The sequence below is a fragment of the Marinitoga aeolica genome, from assembly GCF_029910535.1.
Lineage (GTDB): Bacteria > Thermotogota > Thermotogae > Petrotogales > Petrotogaceae > Marinitoga > Marinitoga aeolica.
In genome coordinates this window covers 2,195,506-2,216,949 of sequence record NZ_CP069362.1, presented here as the reverse complement: position 1 = coordinate 2,216,949, position 21,444 = coordinate 2,195,506, and the positions used below count along the sequence as shown (strand labels likewise).

Sequence of the window (21,444 nt, the reverse complement as noted above, 5' to 3'; positions counted from 1 at the left end):
ACCTCTTACTTAAAAATATAAAAATATATCATTCCCAGATATTCATGAATAGCCATAGCATTAGCTTCCAATGCTGATATATCTGGTTTAAAATCCAACCATGTAATTTTTTCTCTTGTTATCAAATAATTCGAAGGTACAGGAATTATCTCTATATCTTTATTTATAAAATTTTTAAAAATTTTATATGATCTTGATAGATGAATAGCAGAAGTTACTAAAAATATTCGATCTATTTTCATACTTCCAATTAATGAATTTACAAACTTGCCATTTTCTTCTGTTGTTTGTGCATCAGGTTCAATAAAAATATTCGATGGAGTAACTCCAAACCTAACCAGATAATCTCTCATTATTAATGCTTCAGGAACATAATTTGTATTTGGTGGTTTCCCACCTGAAATTACTATAGGAAAATCTGTTTTTTTATACAACTCATAACCTGCAAATATTCTTTTAAAACTTTGATCAGATAATTCCCCTATTACAGGTGAATTCGGAGTTTTCGGTATAGCGCCACCCCCCAATACAACTATTATTGAAGGAATACTTTTATCTATTTTATTATAATTTATTGGAGAAAAGGCATCTTCTAATGGATATACTAAAATTCTTGACGTAATTTGAATAGAAAAAAGATATATTATAAACGATGTAATTATAATCATTTTTCTTAATTTTTTTGATTTTTTTATCCGAAAATTCAATAGTATGACTAATGTAACAAACAATCCTGGTAATTCAAAAAAAGATTGTATTATTTTTCTAATCCACAACATACAACTCCTCCTATACTCCTATTATATTTTTTATTATACCACAGCTCCTGTTAACAAATAGATATATTAATGAAAAAATACTTATTCTAAATAAGATACTTATATTTGTGGTATAATAAAATTGAAAAAATAACAAATTGGAGGGATGAGGATGAAAAAAAGTTTATTTTTTATAATGCTTTTATTATTAATTCTTTTGTTTGCATCATGTGGAGCAAACACATTTGGAATATTCTCTCAACCTGAAAATCAAAAGGGCGCGGCTTATCATGATTTTAAAGGTTTTGGTATTATAGATTATAAATCTTTTCCACAAGAAGCCCAAGCCAAATTAGCTGCTTTAGAAGCTGCCAGGCAGGATGCATATTCAAAAGCTGTCGAGTATATTTATGGAATATTTATTGATTCCAATACAACTATTAAAGATTTTGCTTTAAAAAATAAGACAATAGATTCATCGTTATGGGGAGTTATCAAAGGTGCTCAGGAAATAGATGAAGGATTCGACATGACACAGGGAATGGCCTATGTTACAATAAGAGTTTATAGAAAAGATATTGAACAATTGTTAGGAAAAAGATTAAAAAATTTCTAAGGAGGGAATTTTTTGAAACTTTTATTTTTACACAAACATAACTCGTACTGGGATAAAAAAATTAATGAATTAAAAAAACATTTCTCTGAAATAGAAATTATCTTTCCAGGAAAACATAAAAAAACAAAAGAAGAATTATTAGAAATTGCAGATGGAATAATTGGTGGATTTATCACTGAAAAGGAATTAGAAATTGCGAAAAATTTAAAGATTATATTTGTTCCTTTTGCAGGTGTCGAACAATTACCAATGCAAAAACTAAAAGAAAAAAAAGTTATAATTTCCAATGCACACGGAAACGGGAAATATGTTGCTGAAAGAGCCGTAGCTTTAGCCTTAACTCTTTTAGGTAAAATTGTTCCTTTTCATAATGATTTAAAAAAAGGGATATGGCATGGTTTCACTGTTGGTGAATCTATATTCGATTCCTGGACATCTATCCAAGGAATGAATATTGGAATTTTAGGATTTGGTTCAATTGGACAAAATATAGCAAAATTTTTAAAAAATTTTGATACACATATTTATATTTTAAAAAATAAGAAAATCGATTATTTGCCAAAAAATGTTGATAAAGTTTATTATGATATTGATAAGATTTTAAATGATAGTGAAATGATATTTTTGACTTTACCATTAACAGAAAAAACATATGAAATAATTGATGAAAAGCGTTTAATGAAAATGAAAGGAAAATATTTAATAAATGTAGGAAGAGGCCGTTTAATTCATGAAGAGGGATTATACCGTGCAATTCAAAAAAATATATTAAAAGGCGTGGCTTTAGATGTATGGTTTAACTACCCAACTACTAACAATAAGAATATTATGCCATCAAGATTCCCAATATGGGAATTCAATAATGTTGTTCTTTCTCCACATGTAGGAGGATATTCATATCATGCAACTACTGCTGGAATAGATTATACTATAGAAAATATTAAAAATTATTTAAAATTTGGTGTTCCTCTTTCTATTGTTGATTATGACAAAAAATACTAATTGCTATAGAGGTGATTGTTATAAAAGATTATTTAACTATTCCTGAGGATATAGAACTAACTGAAATATTTGGTACTTATAATAATAGGGTTAAATATTTAAAAAATAAATTCAATGTTCAAATTTCTTATCTGGAAAATAAAATAATTTTAAACGGAGGGAAGAAAAAAAATATTGATAAAGTAAAAAATATATTAAAAGAAATTATAGAAATTACGTCTAATAGTCATCTACTTGATTGGACAGAATTTCAATATATTGTTTCTCTATACGAAACAGAAAAAGATTTAATTAAATCAAACAAAAGTGATTATAATAAAGTTGTTAATACAACAGTAAGTGGGCTAAGAGTTCAGGCAAAAACTTATGGCCAATCAGACTATATAAAAACTATGAAAGAAAATGATATTGTATTTTGTATAGGTCCAGCCGGAACAGGAAAAACATATTTAGCAGTTGCTATGGCCGTCGAATTTTTAAAAACTGGTAGAGTTCAAAGAATTATTTTAACAAGACCCGCTGTAGAAGCTGGAGAAAAATTAGGATTTTTGCCTGGTACTTTATATGACAAAGTTGATCCATATCTAAGACCCTTATATGATTCGCTGATGGATTTTATCAGTGCTGATAAAGTTATAGAATATAAAGAAAAAGGAATAATAGAGGTTGTTCCGTTAGCTTATATGAGAGGTAGAACTTTAAATAATGCTTTTATCATATTAGATGAAGCTCAAAACAGCACGTATTATCAGATGAAGATGTTTTTAACAAGAATAGGGTTTAATTCAAGAGCTGTAGTGACTGGAGATACTACACAAATAGATCTTGAAAATAAAAAAGATTCTGGTTTATTGATTGTGCAACATATATTAAAAAATATCAAAGGAATAAGTTTTATTGAGCTTACTGAAAATGATGTTGTTAGAAACCCTTTAGTTAAAGAAATTATAAAAGCATATGATAAATTTGAAAGAATAAAAGGTGAAAAAGATGGACAAAAATGAGATATACATGAATATCTTTTTATTTTTTAACTTTTTCTTATTGCAAATATTTACAGAAATTCTATTATGGCATAACTTTACGTGGAGTTTTCTATTTAACTTCACGATAATTTTTATGCCATTCTGGTTTTTTATTACACAATATTTGATAAAAAAGGATAAAATGTTTAATTTGCATCCTGCAAATTACTGGTTATCTTTTTTAATAATATTAGACTTAGGGATTATTATTAATATTTTCTCCTTAAAATATTTTTCTGATCCTTCCATTACACCTTTATTTGTTGCTGTGACAATCACCCTTATGATGAATTTTTATTTAGGCTTTTTATCTTCTCTTGTTTTTGCTTTTTATTTTTCTTTTTTAATTGGTTCTCCACTAAAAACTTTTATTTCTCTTTTTATAATTGGTTTAACAAGCGCTTATTTAAGCAAAAAAATATATTCAAGAGTTAGAATAGTTATACCATTTTTAGGAGCTACTATTTCTCAAATAATAATTTATTTAATATATAAAGATTTTGAATATTTAGCCATACCTCAAATTTTTATATCTAATCTTGTTCAAATGTTATTTGTACTAGGTGTGTTACCTTATTTAGAGTACATAACTCGAATATATTCCGACATTGGTCTTTTAGAATTAGGAAATTTAAATCATCCTTTATTACGAAAACTTTCATTAAATGCTTCTGGTACTTATTATCATAGTCTAATTATTGCTAATCTAGTTGAAAGTGCAGCAGAATCTATAAATGCAAATCCTATTCTTCTAAGAGTTGGAGCTTATTTTCATGATATTGGAAAATCATTAAGACCTTTATTTTTCACAGAAAATCAAAGGGGCATTAATCCGCATGATAAAATAAATCCTAAATTAAGCGCTTTAATATTAAACCTTCATGTTACCAAAGGAAAAGAATTAGCAAAAAAATATAAATTACCTATATTAATAGAAGATTTGATAGTTCAACATCATGGAACAAGAATAAAAAGATACTTTTTTCATAAAAATATGGAATCAAATGAAAATCTACCTCCTGATTTATTTAAATACCCTGGTCCTATTCCTCAATTTAAAGAGGCTGCTATATTAATGATTGCTGATAATATAGAAGCTATTACAAGAAGTATGAAAGAAATTAACAAAAAAAATATTGAAGAGAAAATAGATAATTTAATACAGGATCTTTTTTTTGAAGGTCAATTGGACGATTGCGGTTTAACTTTGGGAGAAATTAAAAAAATTGCACATTCAATGACAGAAACTATATTAAATATGAATCATTCAAGAATTAGTTATCCTGAGATTCCAAAAGAATTGCTTAAAGAGGTGAATAAAATTGAAAATTAATATATTTAATGAACAAAAAATTAAAAATATCGATATAAATAAATTAAAAAATATTGCAAAAAATGTCTTACTCAAAGAAGTTGGTGAAGGAAATTATGAATTAAATATTCTTATTACTGACAATAAAAATATAAAATATTACAATGAAGAATATAGAAAAAAAGAAGGCCCCACTGATGTTTTATCTTTTGAATATGGATTAGACAAAGACGTTATTGGTGACATTATAATTTCAGTTGAAAAGATTGAAGAGCAAGCACCTGAATTTGGAAATACTTTTGAAGAAGAATTTTTTTATATTTTAATTCATGGTATTCTTCATATCTGCGGATATGACCACATTGATGAAAATGAAAAAAGAGAAATGTTTGATCTCCAAGACAAATATTTTAAAGAATTATTTTAATATATATGAAAAATATTTCATTATTTTCTTTATATGTAAGTATGCATGATTTTTTGCTTTAATTAATAATATTTACTTTATAATACCTTATTTTTTTATTGAATCTATTTGAGGAAACTTACTCTAATTGATATAATAGTCCTGGTATAAAAATAAAAATAAGGGAGGTATTAAAGTGTCTATTATTAGACCTTTTAAAGGGTTGCGACCAAGAAAAGATATTGTTGAAGAATTTTCATGTCCGCCTTATGATGTTTTAGAAGAAAATGAAGTTAAAGAAATTGTTTCTAAACATCCAAACAGTTTTTTAAGGGTTACCAGAGCAGAAGTAGATTTTGAAAATGAGATTGATCCTCATAGTGAAATAGTATATAAAAAAGCTAAAGAAAATTTAGATCAGTTTAAAAAAGACGGTATATTAATAGAGGAAAAAGAACCCGCACTTTATTTATATAGAGAAACGTGGCAAGGACATTCACAAACAGGTATTTTTGCTACTTTTTCTGTAGAAGAATATCAAAGTGGTTTAATAAAAAAACATGAATTAACAAGACAAGATAAAGAAGACGATAGAACAAAACATATTATGATTTTAGAAGCTCAAACCGGACCTGTATTTTTAACTTTCAAATCTGAAAATAAAATAAAAGAATTAATTAATGAAGGTGTTGAAAAAGCTGAAAAAATTTATGATTTTATTGATGAAAAAGAAGTTCATCATGAATTATGGGTTCTAACTCAAAAAGATTTGATAAAAAAATTAGAGGGCGCTTTCGAAAAAGTAGAAGCGTTATACATTGCAGATGGACATCATAGAGCTGCAGCTGCTTCAAGAACAAGGGAAATATTAAAATCCAAAAATCCATTACATACCGGAAATGAAGAATATAATTATTTTATGGCTGTAGTTTTTCCACATGATGAATTAAAAATATTAGATTACAACAGAGTTGTTAAAGATTTAAATGGACTATCCGATGATGAATTTATGAATAAGATTTCTGAACATTTTGAAATTATAGATGCTCCAGAAAGCCCATATAAACCAAAATCCAAGCATGAATTTGGAATGTATATAAATAAAAAATGGTATATATTAAAAGCAAAGAATGAAATAATAGATGAAAATGATCCTGTTAAACAATTAGATGTATATATCTTACAAAATTATTTATTAGCTCCTATACTGGGAATAGAAAACCCTAGAAAAGACCCAAGAATTCACTTTTTAGGTGGTATTAGAGGCGTTAAAGCATTAGAAGAATGGATAGATGAAAAAGAATGGAAAGTAGCTTTTTCAATGTTCCCAACATCTATTGAGGAATTAATGGCTGTTGCTGATGATAATAAAACCATGCCTCCAAAATCAACTTGGTTTGAACCAAAATTAAGATCAGGATTATTAATTCATGAAATATAAAAAATAGAAGCCATCAGGCTTCTATTTTTTTATTTCTAAGTATAAAGAATCATTCAACTTAATATTTTTATGATTTTTAAATTCATGAAATAATTCTTCTATTTTAGATTTATGATGTATTGCACTAAATGTAAATAATTTTTTTACAAAATGCTTATTGTTTATTTCAGCATTTTCAAATATATCTAAAATATTTTTTATAGAGTAATCTATTATAAAATCTATGTATTCTTTCTCCCGCAGAGACAATTTGCTTAATTTATCAATGTTATATATTACATGAATAGGATTAAAATTGTTCTTTTTTATATCTTTCTCGAAATCATATAACGCATCAAATATATATATCAGTGTTCCAACATAATAACTAAATTCTTCAGGTAAATTCAATCTATGCCTATTAACAATCATATTAATAATCTTTATTGAAGGTATAAAATAATCTTCTAATTCTAATTTTTCTTTTTCCAATTCAAATTGTTCTCTTAATATATTTTCATATTCAGTAATGAAACTTTCTCCATAATAATCAACTATTTTTTTCCTCAAATTTTTTATAAATATTTTCATATTTTCAAGATGCGAATCATGTAATTTATCAAATAGTTTCCCATATATAATAAATGCATTTAGATATGAAAATTCTTTAAATGTGTCCAAATTTTTATATATATATCTTTTTTTAAAGCCCACCCATGGACATGTAATCTCTTTTATATTTGATTTCTCAAAATCTAATTTCATTATAGAAAAGAAAGAAACTTCTCTTATTATAAACATTCTATATAAATTCCCGAACTCTTTTTTTAATGAATGACACATAGAGCAATAATGACTTATATAATTTAATCTTTCATCTTCATTCGGTTTAAAATAAAGTGAAATATACCCATACAATATTCTTTCACATCCTTATTGAGAAATTCCAACATATAAATCTAAGTCTTTTTCTAAAGAATTTTCATTTGCAAATACTGTAAATATTAACTTATAATTACCCGGTATTGACAATTTCACCGGTGGTTCTGGTAAAATAATATTAATTAACGTTTTGCCACCTTCACTAATATATATTCTTCTTTTATCTTTATTTTCATAATTAAAAAATATCGTATTATTTTCTATATTTATTAATCGAATCGTGTAACCTTCAATTTCTAAAAATCTTTCCTTTTTAAAATCCAGATTGTTTATATAAAATGCACCTTTAAAAGTTTCATTGATAGGATAAAATAAATAAGTATCTACTGATAAATTGACATTTTTTAATTTTCTTTCAACTTTATCAGTTACAGGAAAAGGTATATATACTGCTTGATTTAATTCTTTTGAGACAAAATATAATTCGTAAGTTCCTTTTTTAATTGTAGGTAAAATAATACTGTATTCCTTTTTTTCAAGTGGTTTCAAAGTCACATAACCAAGATTTATCGGAATTTTTTTTATTAATTTCCTTTTTTTAGTATAAATTTCAATATCTCCAATTAAATTAATACTTTTTATTTCAGCAGAATAATTTTTTGGTTCAATATAGAGTTTTGCTCGTTCATTTTCTGTATAAAATCCTTTTTCAAGATATATATTATATTTAATAGAATGAATATAATTAAATTCTTTTTTTAAACGTATTTTTCTCCCGTTATAATTAAATGCAGTTTCTATAATATATTTTCCGTTAGGAATTTTAGATAAAGGATTTATATTTTTCAAATCAAATATTTTTTTACTTTCCATTGGATATAATTTATAGTCTATTATCTTAGGATATTCAAAGTTATAAAATACTTCACTTGAACTTTTGGTAATTTTATAAATTTTAAATCTAAAAGAATCTAATTTCATGTCTTCTGGTTTACTTTTTGTATTAAACATATTCACATTTATATTTAGAGCATCTGGATATGTATAATTATCTTCTGACATTATAGAAAAAGAAATCCCATTCAGCAAAATAGAAAAACCAAGATTATACCTTGGAAAATAATATTTTGATATCATAATCAATGAAATTGCTAAAATAGAAATAAAAATAATCAATATATTATTAATCTTTTGCCTTCGTTTATGCATTTTTTTTATATAATCTTTTTTTTCCTTTTCCTCATCATATTTTTCCCATTCTTCAGGTGTCTTGCTATGATATTTCATATAATTCACCTCTAACTATCAGAAATAAAAGATTTGTAATCTTCTAAAGATATTTTCCCCTTAATAAATAATTGATTTAATTCCTCTTCATAAGATATATAAAAAGGTGTATTCTTTAAACTTTTAAAGTCTTCATTTTTTAAAAAAGCTTTGGTTAATTCATTAATTTCTAAAATTTCAAAAATAGGTGTTATTCCAGAATAACCTGTATAATGACATTTTTTACACCCTTTTTCATTTTCATTTATATAGCAATCGCACAATATCTTTACAAAATTCTGATTAAATATTATCTTTGTAGAATTAAATATATCATTTTTACTAATTCCCATTTCAATTAATCTATTAATTACATTAAAAACATTATTTGAATGTATTGTTGAGAAAACCAAATGCCCCGTCATTGCAGCTTCAATAGTTAATCTTGCTATTTCTTTAGTTCTTATTTCCCCAGTCATTAAAATATCAGGATCATGCCTTAATATGTTTTTTAAGATTGTTGTTTTTTCAGAATCATTTCTTATTTCAATTTGTTGAGCACCTGGTATCTGATATTCAAGCGGATTTTCTATTGTAATAATTTTTTTTGGATAACTTTTTAATATATTAATAAGTATATAACTTAATGCTGTTGATTTACCACTTCCCGTAGGACCAGAAAATAGAATAAGACCACTTTTTAATGTTTTTATTCTTTCTATATGATTAATGAATTTTTCAGAATAATTCAAATTATCAAGCGTTAAATCAGATATATTTTTTAATTTTCTTATAACACAATTTATACCGTTAAAATTTTTTATCAAAGATACTCTAAATCTATGATTATAAAAAGTAAAGGACCCATCTGACGGATCCTTGTCGTTAATAATGTCAATTCCTGATAATACCTGAATTTTAGTGATTATCTTCTCATATGAATTTTGAGATATCCTCTCATATTCTATCAATGTTGTATTGAATCTATAAGATACTACAGTTTGACCTACTGTAGGAGAAAAATGCAAATCTGTAACTTTATTTTCTAAAAGAATATTCATATACTTTTCAAAAAGCATACCAGAATTCAAATCTTTAATTTCTGTATTTTTACTTATTTTTTTATTATAAAAAAGTTGTAAAGTAGATATTTCATCTAAATTATTCTTCATAATCTCCCTGCTGCGCTTCTAAATATTTTTCCAATTTAATTCTTTCTTCATTTAAGACATTATTACCAAATAATCTGTATATAGCTGGAATTTCATAGATATTTTCTCCATCAAAATCATTCAATATCTTATTATATCCTGCGGCTACAATAGTAACTTTTAATTCATCAGGTTGCATATCTTCTACTTCGGTAATTCCATATTTCAAATTAACTTCATCAGTTGAATAAGAATGCAAAATAGAAGTTACAATTTTCAAATCCTTTAATGTTGGATTTTTACCCGAAACATTCACCAGAGCTGCTGTGGCATTTTGAACAGAATTCTCTAAAAACTTGGAGTTTAATGCGCTTTTAGCAGCCTCTTCTGCCTTATTAGAACCTTTACCCCAACCTATACCTAACATTGCAGAACCTCTTCTTTTTAAAACTGATTCAACATCAGCAAAGTCTGTATTAACTAAACCTTTTTTTGTTATTAAATCTGATATTCCAGTAATTCCCTGGTATAAAATATCATCAGCCTTTGCAAAGGCTTGTCTTATTGGAATATCATCATTATCTTCTAATAATTTATCATTTGAAATCTTAATTAATGTATCTACATATGGCTTTAATTTATTTAACCCACTATTAGCAATTTTTTGTTTTGTTGATCCTTCAAAATGAAATGGTATTGTAACTACAGCAACAGTTAATATTCCTAATTCTCTTGCAATACGAGCAATTACAGGAGAAGCACCAGTTCCAGTTCCACCGCCGAATCCTGCAGTAATAAATAATAAGTCAGTACCTTGAATCATTTCTCTTATTTCGTCTACACTTTCTTCGGCAGCTTTTTCACCTTTTTCAGGATTTCCGCCAGCACCTAATCCCCTGGTTAATTCTTTTCCAAGCTGTAATTTAAATTTAGCACTACTTGATTCCAATACTTGAACATCTGTATTTGCAGCTATAAGATCAACATCAGAAACTCCTAACCTTACCATTCTTTCAATGGCATTATTACCGGCTCCACCTACCCCTATAACTTTAATTACATATTTTGGTCTTTTATGAAACATCTCCTTTGGTTCATCTTCAATAGGTAAATTAAATGGCATCTTCATTACCTCCTAAAAGAATTCTTCCAAGCTTTGAGAAGAACCCTCCCTTTTTTTCTACTTTTTCTTCTACATAATTATTTTCAGAATATGTTTTTGTATCTTCTATATATAATTTAGGTATGTTCGCACCACTAAAATACAAATTAATTGTACCAATTATAGGTGAAAACAATGGATCTTTATATAATTCATCGGCATTCTCGATATAAAAATTATTAGCATTATTAGATGCAATCCCTAATCTTGTTTGAGCACCCATAAAGTCTGAAATAGTTTTTTCAATATTTTTTATTCTTGCTCCACCACCAGTATGAACTATTCCTGCCTGTAAACCACCAGCAATTTCAAAGGTATTTTCATATTCTAGTTTTGCCAGATCACTATTTAGTTTATTTATTATTTCTCTTGTTCTAGCAAAAACAATTTTATTTAACAAATTTTGAGTAGTATATTCATAATGGTCTCCAACTAAACTTAAATAATCAATTTTTTTAACTATTTTAGTATCCTGAAGACAAACTGCTTGTTCCTCTAATAATCTTAAGGCTTCTTTTTCTGAAGTTTTTAATACATGCATTATATCTTTTAACACATATTCCATTCCAACTTCAAAATCTAAATAAAATTTAGGTATTCCATCTTTAAATATCAACATCCTGGCTTTAGAATGTCCTAAATCTACAACTCCAACTCCAAGATTTCTATCTGAAGTATTGGTTACACCATATGCTGATGCTAGTGTAGAATCATATATTGGTATTTCACCTTCTATTAAATTTTTTATTGTATTCCTAATTGGCGCAAAAGAATTTTCAGGTACCCACACAACATTTATAAGTGCATTTAAACTGTAGTTTGCGACAAAAGCAACTGGATTTTTTACCTTTTTATCATCAACTTCAAAGTTAACAAATTTAATGTCCAAAACTTCTTTATTTAATTCTGAATATTTCTGTTGGATATTAGCTTTAATTCTTTCCAAATCTCCCTCAGTTATTTCCTTAGGTTCTGAAAATTCTAAGGTATAACCTTCCCTTGAAATTTTTAATTCATTTGTAGCATATGATAAAACTATTTCTATTTCTTTAGCTTTATTGTTTTCACCTTCAAGGGAATAAATAATATTTTCTATTTTTCTTCGTAAAGACCTAACATCCTGTACTTGCCCATTTACTATTCCTTCAGCTCGTTCTAATGCTTTAGATACAAGTTGATAACCATTTTTATTTTCTTCTAATGCAATTCCTTTTATAAAATAATTTCCTACATCAATTGCATAAATAACCTTTTTGGCCATTTTATCCCTCCTAATAAATGCTAATTAAGCTACCTCCAGAGAGAAGATAATAATTCCCCGGTTCATATTTCTCTAACTTATTTATTACATCTTTAAAATGATTTACAACATCTTGCCATGAATTAAACAATATTTTATAACCAATGTTTACATATAATATTTTTTGTTTAAAATCTATTCTCGATATATAATTTAACTGATTTAAGGTCAATTTAGCTATTTCATTTTTATGAATAAAATAATCTTTAAAATTTATAATAGGATAACCAACAATAGGAACATCTGAAATTTTAAAAATTATTTCATCTTTACTTAAAAGAAGATACCTGCTATTAAATTTTACCACACATATAGGTTGTTGTGTTGCATAATAATTTCTTAATCGTTGACTTTTTGTAACAAAAAATTGTGAACCTATATAAAAAATAATAAATAAATATAACATCGATATTAATAGCAATAAGGTGCGAGAAGTGCTCATTTTAAATATCTAACTCCTTAACCTTCAAAGCATGTTCTTCAATAAATTCTCTTCTCGAAGATGGGTCACTTCCCATTAATATCTCTAAAATTTCTTCTGTTTCAACAAGATCATCAATGTTAATTTGGATTAATTTTCTCTTTGCAGGATCCATTGTTGTATCCCATAATTGATCAGCATTCATCTCACCAAGACCTTTATATCTTTGAAGTGAATATTTTGGATATTCTTTTTTTAGTTCTTCCAATTCTTCATCACTATATAAATATGTTTCAAATTTTCCAGATTTAAATTTGTATAGTGGCGGCTGTGCTGCATATATTCTACCTTCTTTAATTAGTTCAGGCATGAATCTAAAGAATAATGCTAATAACAATGTTCTAATATGTGCACCATCAACATCCGCATCAGTCATAATTATAATCTTACCATATCTTAATTTTTTTATATTAAAATTTTCACCAATCCCTGTACCTATTGCAGATATAATGTTAGAAACCTGTTCATTTTTCATCAATCTCTCTATATCATGTTTTTCTACGTTAATAATTTTACCTCTTAAAGGTAAAATAGCCTGAAAATTTCTATCTCTTGCTGATTTAGCATTTCCTCCAGCAGAATTACCTTCAACTATAAATAATTCTGTTTCGTCTAAATTTGTTGAAGTACAATCAGCTAACTTACCTGGTAACGGTGAATTTTCAAAAATAGATTTCCTTTTTACTTTATCTCTCGCTTTTCGTGCATTTATACGAGCTCTTGCAGCTTCTTTAATACGTTCAAAAATCATTTTTGTATCTTTTGGGTGCGAATCTAAATATTTAATTAAATATTCGGATAATATTTCATTTACAGCAACTCTCACTTCTTTACTTCCTAACTTAGCTTTTGTTTGGCCTTCAAAAACCGGATCTGGAAGTTTAATGCTTATAATAGCAATTAATCCTTCTCTTACATCTTCTCCTGTAAAATTCTCATCTTTTTCTTTTAAAACACCTATTTTTCTTGCATACTCATTCATTAATCTTGTTAATGTAGCTTTAAAAGCTGATTCATGTTCTCCACCCTCTATAGTTCTAATATTATTCACATAACTATAAATATGTGGAAAATCATTCCTGGTATACATCATTGAAAATTCTACTATAATATCTGAAAAATTATCTCCTCTTGGATTTTTTACTGCGCCTTTTCCAAAAATAGGGGTTTCATGAATCGGAATTTTTTTGTTTTTCTTTACAAGAAATTCTAGAAACTCCGAAATTCCCTTTTCAAATTTAAAGAAAGTCTTTTTATTTCTCTTTTCATCTATAAATTCTATTTCTAATCCCGGATTTAAAAACGCTAATTCTCTTAATCTATTTTCAATTATTTGTCCTTCTACTTCAATATCACCATTTTCAAAAATCTTATGATCAGGTTTAAATTTAATATGTGTTCCAGTTTTATTTGTATCACCTAATATTTCTACCTCAGTTACCTTAATTCCTCGAGAATATTTTTGATAATATATTTTCCCATTTCTATGAACCCAAACTTCTAAATATTCAGATAAAGCATTTACAACCGAAGCACCAACACCATGTAATCCTCCACTGATTTTATATGTTGCATTATCAAATTTCCCACCAGCATGCAGCGTTGTAAATACAACTTCTAATGTATCTTTTTTTTCTGTAGGATGTGGCCCAACTGGTATACCTCTTCCATTATCCTTCACTTCTATTGAATCATCACTATTTATTTTGACAATTATTTTTGTACAAAAACCACTCATATATTCATCCACACTATTATCAACTATTTCATAAACAAGATGATTTAATCCTGGTTTACCAATAGAGCCTATATACATTCCCGGCCTTTTTCTTACTGGTTCTAAACCTTTTAATACTTTTATGTTCTCTTGTGAATATTGACTCATTAATCAACACCTCCGGAAAATTTTATATTTATTATCTTGTCATATTCCAATTTATCATTAATATCTTTTAAGATTTTTTTCTTTTTAAAAATTATTTCTTGTTTAATATAATTATTTTCTATATACAAAAAAAGTGTGGAGGTTTTTAAATCTACATTAACCACCTCCACTGAGGTAAATCCATATTTATCAAAAACATTTTTAATTATTTGCTTTAAGTCTTTAATCATTAAAACCTTTTTCAAAACATTATCTTTATGGCTAATTTCTCTAAAAATATCATTAAAATCTTTCATCTTAATCCCAATAAGCATTATTATTAATAATAAAATCTTGCCAATAATTAATAAGTGTTTCAGTAGTAATACCTGGTGCATTAAAAGTAAAATTTGGAACTATTCTTCTAACAGGAACTATTCCAACACTTGTATGAGTCAAAAAGATCTCATCTGCAGAAAGAAGTTCCCAAACTTCTATATTTCTTTCTTCAAAATCCATATTAAAACTTTCCACTAAATCTAAAACTATTTTTCTCGTTACTCCAGGTAATATTCCGGCAGATACCGGTGGAGTGGTAATAACCCCAGCAGTAACAATAAAAATATTAGACTTTGTACCTTCAGTAACGTATCCAAATTCATTCAACACTACAGCATCATAATAAGCATTATATTTCTGTCTTAAATACATACTATAACCATTCAATGATGTTTTTACATAATATGGTATTACGGGATTTTTCGGTTTTCTCTCACGAGATATTGTAAGTACAACCCCACTTTCCCTTAAATCATCTATCTCTATTATTGGCTCTATAAAAGCATAAAACGATTTTTTGCTAGAAGTATATTTATTTAGCATTAATTTAATTCTAACGTCATTTTGGCAATTTAATTTTTCTATTCCTTCATTCAATATATTTTTTAATTCTTCATATTTTGGAATATCTAATCCTAAAAACATTGCGGATTTTTTTAATCTTTCATAATGAAAACGTAAGGCAAAAATGTTTTTATTATAAGTTCTTAAAGTCTCATAAGTTGAATAACCGTTAAATAAGTCAAAATCATCATTTTCATATTTATTTTTTTCAATCCAATTTTCTGTATTATAAAACATAAGAAATCACTCCAGTGTTTTCAATATTATTAATTCTTACACTATAAAACATATTGTCACTCAATTTTTTATCAATTTTATGATATATGTAATATTCATCATATCCAAAACTTTCATTTCCACTTATCTTTTCTATTAAAACTTTCGTATTTTTGCTTTTTAATTTATCCAAATATCGGTTTGTTGAAATATTTATATATTTTTGCAATTCTTTCATTCGCTCTTTCTTTATATTTCCGGGTATCTGATTTTTCATTCTAGCTGCTTTAGTATTTGGTCTACTTGAATATCTAAATGCATGAACTCTTGAAAAATCGTATTTATTTAAAAAAGATATTAATTTTTGAAAATCCTCTTTGTTTTCTCCAGGAAATCCTACAATTAAATCAGCCGATACAGAAAAATACCCATTTATTGAATAAATCATATCAAAAAGATTATATAAATATTTTTCTGTGTATTTTCTTCCCATATTTCTTAAAACATTATCCGAAACATGTTGTAATGATAAATGAATATGTTTTTCAAAAATAGGACTTTCATTTAATACTTTAATTATATTTTTATCAATAAAATCAGGATATAGTGAACTAATTCTAAATCTGATCTCCTTATTTGAATACTTCTCATTTAAGTCATATATTAACTTTTTTAAATTATAATCAGTACCATAGCCAAAATAAGAAAGATTTATTCCAGTAAATACTATCTCTTTAATACCCTTATTATATATCTCATCTACTTTATTGAATATATCTTCTTTCTCAACACTTCTAATTTTATTACCTCTTGCAAAAATAATTCTACAATAACTACAAAATTCAAGACATCCTTCTTCAATTGGAAGAAAGTATCTTGAATATGAATTATATGGTTTAGAAGGAATAAAAACCCTTTCTTTTTCTTTATTCCAATATACTTTATCAACAAAAATACCTTTTTTTTCAATATAGTTTTCAATATATTTTTTTTCTAAATTTCCTAATATCAGGTCTGCCCCTATATTCCTTAATTCTTCTGCATTCGTGTGTGCATAGCATCCAACAACTATTACTTTTTTATTGCTATTATTCTTTTTTATACTACGTATTAACTGTTTTATTTTTCTTTCTGCTTCCGAAGTTACAGTACAAGAATTTATCAAAACATAATCACTATTATTATTTTTTTTATCATAAGAAACATCAAAATTAATATTTTTCAATTTTTCACCAATAAATTCACTCTCTGCCTGATTTAATTTACAACCAAAAGTAATAATATCTATTTTTTTTATACTCACGATTCTTCCAATATCCCCTTTGCTGCAAGACTCAGTAATTTAATCCTTCTAACAATACCAACTAATCTATTATCATAGTCCACCACTGGCACTATTTTTAAACTATTTTTTATTATTACATCTGCCACATGCAAAGCTGTATCATCATAATAAACTTTTGTTGGATTTTTTTCCATTATTTCAGAAACAGGTTTATGTAGAATACTCCCCAAACCTTTAATAAACTGTTGTGAATCAGGAATAAATGATGTAGATTGCATTAAAGAAAGATATCCTGGTATAGATGCTTTTATAACCATAGATTCACTTAATAAGCCAACAAGGTGAAATTCTTTATCAACAACTGGTAAAGCTGAATACCCATGCCTTTCACATAAAGTAATAAATCTTTCTATAGTAACGTCTTCCATTAAAGATGTAACATCCTTTAACATAATATCTTCTACTCTCATCATTTCACCTTCTTTGTTTCAAAATAATCAAGATATTTGTTAATTTCATCTTTACTCTCTATATACTTTTCTATATGATGTATTTTAGCGATAGCTGTCGCCATACCAAATTTAGCAGCTTCAAGATAATTATAACCATTTTTTAATATATAATAAATTATACCAGTCATAAATGAATCCCCAACACCAAATAAATGAGATCTGTCAACTTTTTCATTTACAGCGAATAACCACACTCCATCATTTGTAGCAATTATATCTCCTTCAACATGATAACTTAGAACAGCTAATTTTGCTCCATGTTTAATAATATCTTCTGCAGCATAGATATAATCATCCATTTCCTTTAATTCTCTATCATAATATTTCTTTTCTTTTCTTAAGTCAACTCTTACAACCATTGGACAGGATTTCTCTATTGCTTCATTAAAATGCTCTCCATTTGCCTCCATATAAGTTGTAATCCCATTTTTTTTAGCTAATGAAAATAATGTTGCATAAATATCTTTAGGAGCATTTGGGGGAACACTACCAGAAATTAATACATGTTCTACTAAAGATAAAGAGTTTTCATATCTTTGAATCAAATGCTCAATATCAACTTCAGTAATTTTTGGACCACTAGAATTGATTTGAGTTATTGAATGATTTACTAAATCTAAAATTGCAATATTTTCACGCGTCTCTTCTTCTACAAAAATAAAATTAGATGTGATATTTCTATCTTCTAACAATTTTTCTAGAAAGACTTTTCCTATAAAGCCTCCCAAGAAACCTAAGGCCATATTTTCTATACCTAATTTACTAAGCATTTTAGAAACATTTATACCTTTACCCCCTGGCTCCATAACAGCATTTGATGGGTTTGAAATCCTAAACATTTTACCACATTTAAAATTTTCTACAATTATCTCTCTATCAAGAGAGGGGTTTAAGGTTACAGTCATTACATCCATATTCAAGCCCCCTAAATATATAATCTTTTTTTCACTTTAATTATACCACAAATCCATTAATTATATACAAACATTATTTGCTAATTGATAACCATTTATTATGAATTAAATTGTTTCATTAATATTTTTTATATCTTTTGCTTTTAACTATATTAACTATATTTTGTAAATATTTCACTTTAAATAATAATGTAAATATCAAATAAATAATAACCCCAGCAAATACTAATGCTATTGTATATATATTAGAGGAATTCAACATTTTCAAAATATACAAACCAAGCAACATTCCTGATGTAGAAATAATAATTTTAATAATTTCAATATAATCATTTTTTGTAAAATGTGAAAAGAATTCCCAACCCAATATTATCATACCAATAAATCCTGAAATACTTGTAGCCAATCCTATACCAGCAACTCCCATATATTTAGCCAAAATTATATCCAGAACAATATTTATTAAAACCATTATAAAAGAAATCCTGGTTGGTTTTTTTGTATTTAATCTCGAATAATAATTTCTAACCAAAATACCATGAATTGAATAAAAAATTATTCCTATAGAATAAGTAATTAAAGTTAATGCTGTAATAATTGTATCCTTTTCCAAAAAATTGCCATGTTGATATATAAGTCTAATAACTTCTTTACTTAAGATTATTAATCCAGCAGATGCAGGAATAGTTAAAAATAATGAAATTAAAATAGCATCTTTAAATTCTTGAATAAATTTTTCTTTTTGATTATTAAAGGATAATTTTGATAATCTAGGCAAAATCACATTTGCTATACTAACGGAAAAGATTGCTAAAGGTAATTGATATAATCTTAAAGCATATTGGATTGTTGCAACACCGCCTTCTCCGGTCCATGTTGCTACATTTGTATCGACAATACTATTAATGTGAGATATAGCAACTCCAAAAAATGCTGGTATAAACATCCCCATTATTTCATTTATATATTCCTTTTTTAAGGAAAAATGGTATTGAAAATATTTTTTCTTTTTTACATATATAAATAAAAGAAACATCTGAAAAAAACCACCCATAAGAAATCCTATAGTTGGTCCATATATTTTTATTGAAAATATATATGAAAATATAATTCCTAAAATTGTGAAAATATTTGTAATCGCAGGCGAAACAGCTGAAACAAAAAAATTATTTTTATTATATAAGATGCCAGAGAATATTGACCATATTGAAATAAATGTAATAAAAGGAAAAGTTATTTTCATAAGTTCAGATGAAAGTTTTAAATATTCTTTATTCATTCCGCTACCAAGAATTTTAGCAACATATGGTGAAAATAAAAAAACTATAATATATAATCCCATTGTAATCAACAACAAAAAATTTATAGCCGTGCTTGCAAAAATATCTGCATCTTTTCCTTTTTTTCTTGTATATAGTGGAACAAAGACTGTAGAAAATGCACCTTCAGCAAAAATACGCCTGAGAAAAAATGGAAGTAATATTGCAATTATGTACGCATCATATTGGCCACTTCTTCCAAAATAATAAGCAAACAAAATGTCTCTAAATAATCCTAAAAATCTGCTTACCATAGTAGCAGATGCAAATATTGCTGTAAATTTCATTATATCTGACACAGAAACACACCCTCCTAAGTATAAATAAAAGCCCGTCCGGGCTTTATATTACATTGTTTCTACCATTATACATTTATAAAATAAATATTCAACTTCTGGATCATTTAATGATTCTAAATACTCTTTTATTTCTTCTGACTCCGCCCCTGGTTGATACCAGAATTTTTTAAAACCATTTTTATAAGCTTCTTTAGTAACTTTTAAACCAATTTTTGGCGGAACAACAAAATTTAAAATATCTACTTCTGGTAAGTCTTTTACAGAGTTATAAGTTTTTATACCTTCTATTTCATCGTAATTTGGTGTTACTGGATAAACTTCATAACCTTTTGAAACTAAATCTTTTAAAATTTTATACCCAAATTTAGCTTTGTTTGTTGTTGCACCAATTAATCCAATCTTTTTTATTTTTCTAACATCAAACATATTATCCCTCCTACACAAGACTAATTAAATAGTATAATAACGGAACAGTTATAATAGATATCAATGTACTAATAAAAACCATTAAATTTCCAAGAGCAGGATTTATTTCTAACTCTTCAGTAATAAATGATACATTCATTCCAACAGGCATTCCCACTTCTATTACAAAAACTCCAGCAAGAATAGGATCCAGTTTCAATAAACGAACTAAAAACACAGCTATAACTGGAAATATTATTAATCTAAATGTAGTTGTTAAAATTGTATCATATAAATCATAAATCTTTATTTTTATCCTTGAAAGGGAAACTCCTATATTTATTAGAATTATAACAATACTAGCTTCCTTTATCATTTTTAATGGTTCATGTAAAAAAAATGGTAATTTCTCCCATGATAAACCATTAGCTCCTAAAATCCAACCAATTAAAAATCCCCACAACATTGGAAGTTTTATCATATTTTTTAACCCTTTTTTTATATCTCCAGTTAAAATTATTATACCTATAGAAAAAGATAATAATGTCATAACTATAACATACATCACTGCTTTAGCTATATATTCTTCACCAAAAAGAGCACTTACAACTGGATACCCTAAATACCCACCATTTGAAAACATCAGAGCAAAAGAAATAATACCCCATTCAGATTTTATTAAGTTAAGCTTTTTTAATATTAAAGGTAGTATTATTGCTAAAGCAAATATAAAAATATAACCTACAAAAAATGCTTTTAATTCATTAAATCTTGGAGGATTAGAATTTATAGCTGTAAAAGCCAAAACGTTCCCTGCTATCCATAATGTTACTTTATTCAAGATAGCATTATCCAATTCAAAAAACACTTTTCCAAATATATATCCTACAAAAATTATTATAAATAAAGGTAATATTTTAAATAGCGTGAGAAAAAAAAGCAAAAA

The 21,444-nt window shown here is 26.5% G+C and carries 22 protein-coding genes; 6 read left to right on the top strand and 16 right to left on the bottom strand.

The window, feature by feature from the left end:
- Positions 1-5 precede the first annotated feature (5 nt).
- Positions 6-779, bottom strand: coding sequence for a YdcF family protein (locus JRV97_RS10505; RefSeq protein ID WP_280998651.1), 774 nt, complete (start codon positions 777-779; stop codon positions 6-8).
- 151 nt (positions 780-930) lie between these two features.
- On the opposite strand from JRV97_RS10505, the gene JRV97_RS10500 reads away from it, so the two are divergent.
- From JRV97_RS10500 to JRV97_RS10475, 6 genes are all read left to right on the top strand, one after another.
- A complete protein-coding gene (locus tag JRV97_RS10500) occupies positions 931-1,374 on the top strand; it encodes a hypothetical protein (protein ID WP_280998648.1) in 444 nt (147 codons plus the stop codon).
- 12 nt (positions 1,375-1,386) lie between these two features.
- On the top strand, positions 1,387-2,376 hold the full coding sequence (locus tag JRV97_RS10495; RefSeq protein WP_280998646.1) for a 2-hydroxyacid dehydrogenase: 990 nt from the start codon (positions 1,387-1,389) through the stop codon (positions 2,374-2,376).
- 5 nt (positions 2,377-2,381) lie between these two features.
- Positions 2,382-3,380 carry a PhoH family protein gene (locus tag JRV97_RS10490; protein WP_407081596.1) on the top strand — a complete coding sequence of 333 codons (999 nt, stop codon included), beginning with the start codon at positions 2,382-2,384 and terminating at the stop codon, positions 3,378-3,380.
- Complete coding sequence (locus tag JRV97_RS10485; RefSeq protein WP_407081549.1) at positions 3,367-4,734, top strand: HDIG domain-containing metalloprotein; 1,368 nt, start codon at positions 3,367-3,369, stop codon at positions 4,732-4,734. The genes JRV97_RS10490 and JRV97_RS10485 overlap by 14 nt, the downstream gene beginning before the upstream one ends.
- The gene (gene ybeY, locus JRV97_RS10480) at positions 4,724-5,140 is read left to right on the top strand and encodes an rRNA maturation RNase YbeY (protein ID WP_280998640.1); all 417 of its coding nucleotides are present in this window, start codon (positions 4,724-4,726) and stop codon (positions 5,138-5,140) included. The genes JRV97_RS10485 and ybeY overlap by 11 nt, the downstream gene beginning before the upstream one ends.
- A 175-nt stretch (positions 5,141-5,315) precedes the next feature.
- Entirely contained in the window at positions 5,316-6,560 is a 1,245-nt protein-coding gene (locus JRV97_RS10475; RefSeq protein ID WP_280998638.1) for a DUF1015 domain-containing protein, read from the top strand.
- A gap of 21 nt (positions 6,561-6,581) precedes the next feature.
- Here the strand turns inward: JRV97_RS10475 and JRV97_RS10470 are convergent, their stop codons facing one another.
- From JRV97_RS10470 to JRV97_RS10400, 15 genes are all read right to left on the bottom strand, one after another.
- Positions 6,582-7,457, bottom strand: coding sequence for a DUF5685 family protein (locus JRV97_RS10470; RefSeq protein WP_280998636.1), 876 nt, complete (start codon positions 7,455-7,457; stop codon positions 6,582-6,584).
- Positions 7,458-7,472: 15 nt separating this feature from the next.
- Complete coding sequence (locus tag JRV97_RS10465) at positions 7,473-8,708, bottom strand: hypothetical protein (protein ID WP_280998634.1); 1,236 nt, start codon at positions 8,706-8,708, stop codon at positions 7,473-7,475.
- Between the two features lie 11 nt (positions 8,709-8,719).
- Entirely contained in the window at positions 8,720-9,859 is a 1,140-nt protein-coding gene (locus JRV97_RS10460; protein WP_280998632.1) for a GspE/PulE family protein, read from the bottom strand.
- Positions 9,849-10,961, bottom strand: coding sequence for a cell division protein FtsZ (gene ftsZ / locus JRV97_RS10455; protein ID WP_280998630.1), 1,113 nt, complete (start codon positions 10,959-10,961; stop codon positions 9,849-9,851). The genes JRV97_RS10460 and ftsZ overlap by 11 nt, the downstream gene beginning before the upstream one ends.
- Positions 10,951-12,261, bottom strand: a complete 1,311-nt coding sequence (locus tag JRV97_RS10450; protein WP_280998629.1) for a cell division FtsA domain-containing protein — start codon at positions 12,259-12,261, stop codon at positions 10,951-10,953. The genes ftsZ and JRV97_RS10450 overlap by 11 nt, the downstream gene beginning before the upstream one ends.
- A gap of 10 nt (positions 12,262-12,271) precedes the next feature.
- Positions 12,272-12,742: a DUF4894 domain-containing protein gene (locus JRV97_RS10445; RefSeq protein WP_280998628.1), complete on the bottom strand. Its 471-nt coding sequence runs from the start codon at positions 12,740-12,742 to the stop codon at positions 12,272-12,274.
- Position 12,743: 1 nt separating this feature from the next.
- Entirely contained in the window at positions 12,744-14,666 is a 1,923-nt protein-coding gene (locus tag JRV97_RS10440) for a DNA gyrase/topoisomerase IV subunit B (protein WP_280998627.1), read from the bottom strand.
- Positions 14,666-14,962: a DciA family protein gene (locus JRV97_RS10435; protein ID WP_280998626.1), complete on the bottom strand. Its 297-nt coding sequence runs from the start codon at positions 14,960-14,962 to the stop codon at positions 14,666-14,668. The genes JRV97_RS10440 and JRV97_RS10435 overlap by 1 nt, the downstream gene beginning before the upstream one ends.
- A 1-nt stretch (position 14,963) precedes the next feature.
- Positions 14,964-15,785 carry an aminotransferase class IV gene (locus JRV97_RS10430; protein ID WP_280998625.1) on the bottom strand — a complete coding sequence of 274 codons (822 nt, stop codon included), beginning with the start codon at positions 15,783-15,785 and terminating at the stop codon, positions 14,964-14,966.
- On the bottom strand, positions 15,775-17,067 hold the full coding sequence (mtaB, locus tag JRV97_RS10425; RefSeq protein WP_280998624.1) for a tRNA (N(6)-L-threonylcarbamoyladenosine(37)-C(2))-methylthiotransferase MtaB: 1,293 nt from the start codon (positions 17,065-17,067) through the stop codon (positions 15,775-15,777). Before mtaB ends, JRV97_RS10430 begins: the two co-directional genes overlap by 11 nt.
- Positions 17,064-17,519, bottom strand: a complete 456-nt coding sequence (locus JRV97_RS10420) for a CBS domain-containing protein (protein ID WP_280998623.1) — start codon at positions 17,517-17,519, stop codon at positions 17,064-17,066. The genes mtaB and JRV97_RS10420 overlap by 4 nt, the downstream gene beginning before the upstream one ends.
- The gene (locus JRV97_RS10415; RefSeq protein ID WP_280998622.1) at positions 17,519-18,475 is read right to left on the bottom strand and encodes a 1-phosphofructokinase family hexose kinase; all 957 of its coding nucleotides are present in this window, start codon (positions 18,473-18,475) and stop codon (positions 17,519-17,521) included. The genes JRV97_RS10420 and JRV97_RS10415 overlap by 1 nt, the downstream gene beginning before the upstream one ends.
- A 118-nt stretch (positions 18,476-18,593) precedes the next feature.
- The gene (gene murJ, locus JRV97_RS10410; protein ID WP_280998621.1) at positions 18,594-20,093 is read right to left on the bottom strand and encodes a murein biosynthesis integral membrane protein MurJ; all 1,500 of its coding nucleotides are present in this window, start codon (positions 20,091-20,093) and stop codon (positions 18,594-18,596) included.
- A gap of 48 nt (positions 20,094-20,141) precedes the next feature.
- Entirely contained in the window at positions 20,142-20,519 is a 378-nt protein-coding gene (locus JRV97_RS10405) for a CoA-binding protein (protein WP_280998620.1), read from the bottom strand.
- A 10-nt stretch (positions 20,520-20,529) separates the two neighbouring features.
- Positions 20,530-21,441, bottom strand: a complete 912-nt coding sequence (locus tag JRV97_RS10400) for an AEC family transporter (RefSeq protein ID WP_280998619.1) — start codon at positions 21,439-21,441, stop codon at positions 20,530-20,532.
- Positions 21,442-21,444 lie beyond the last annotated feature (3 nt).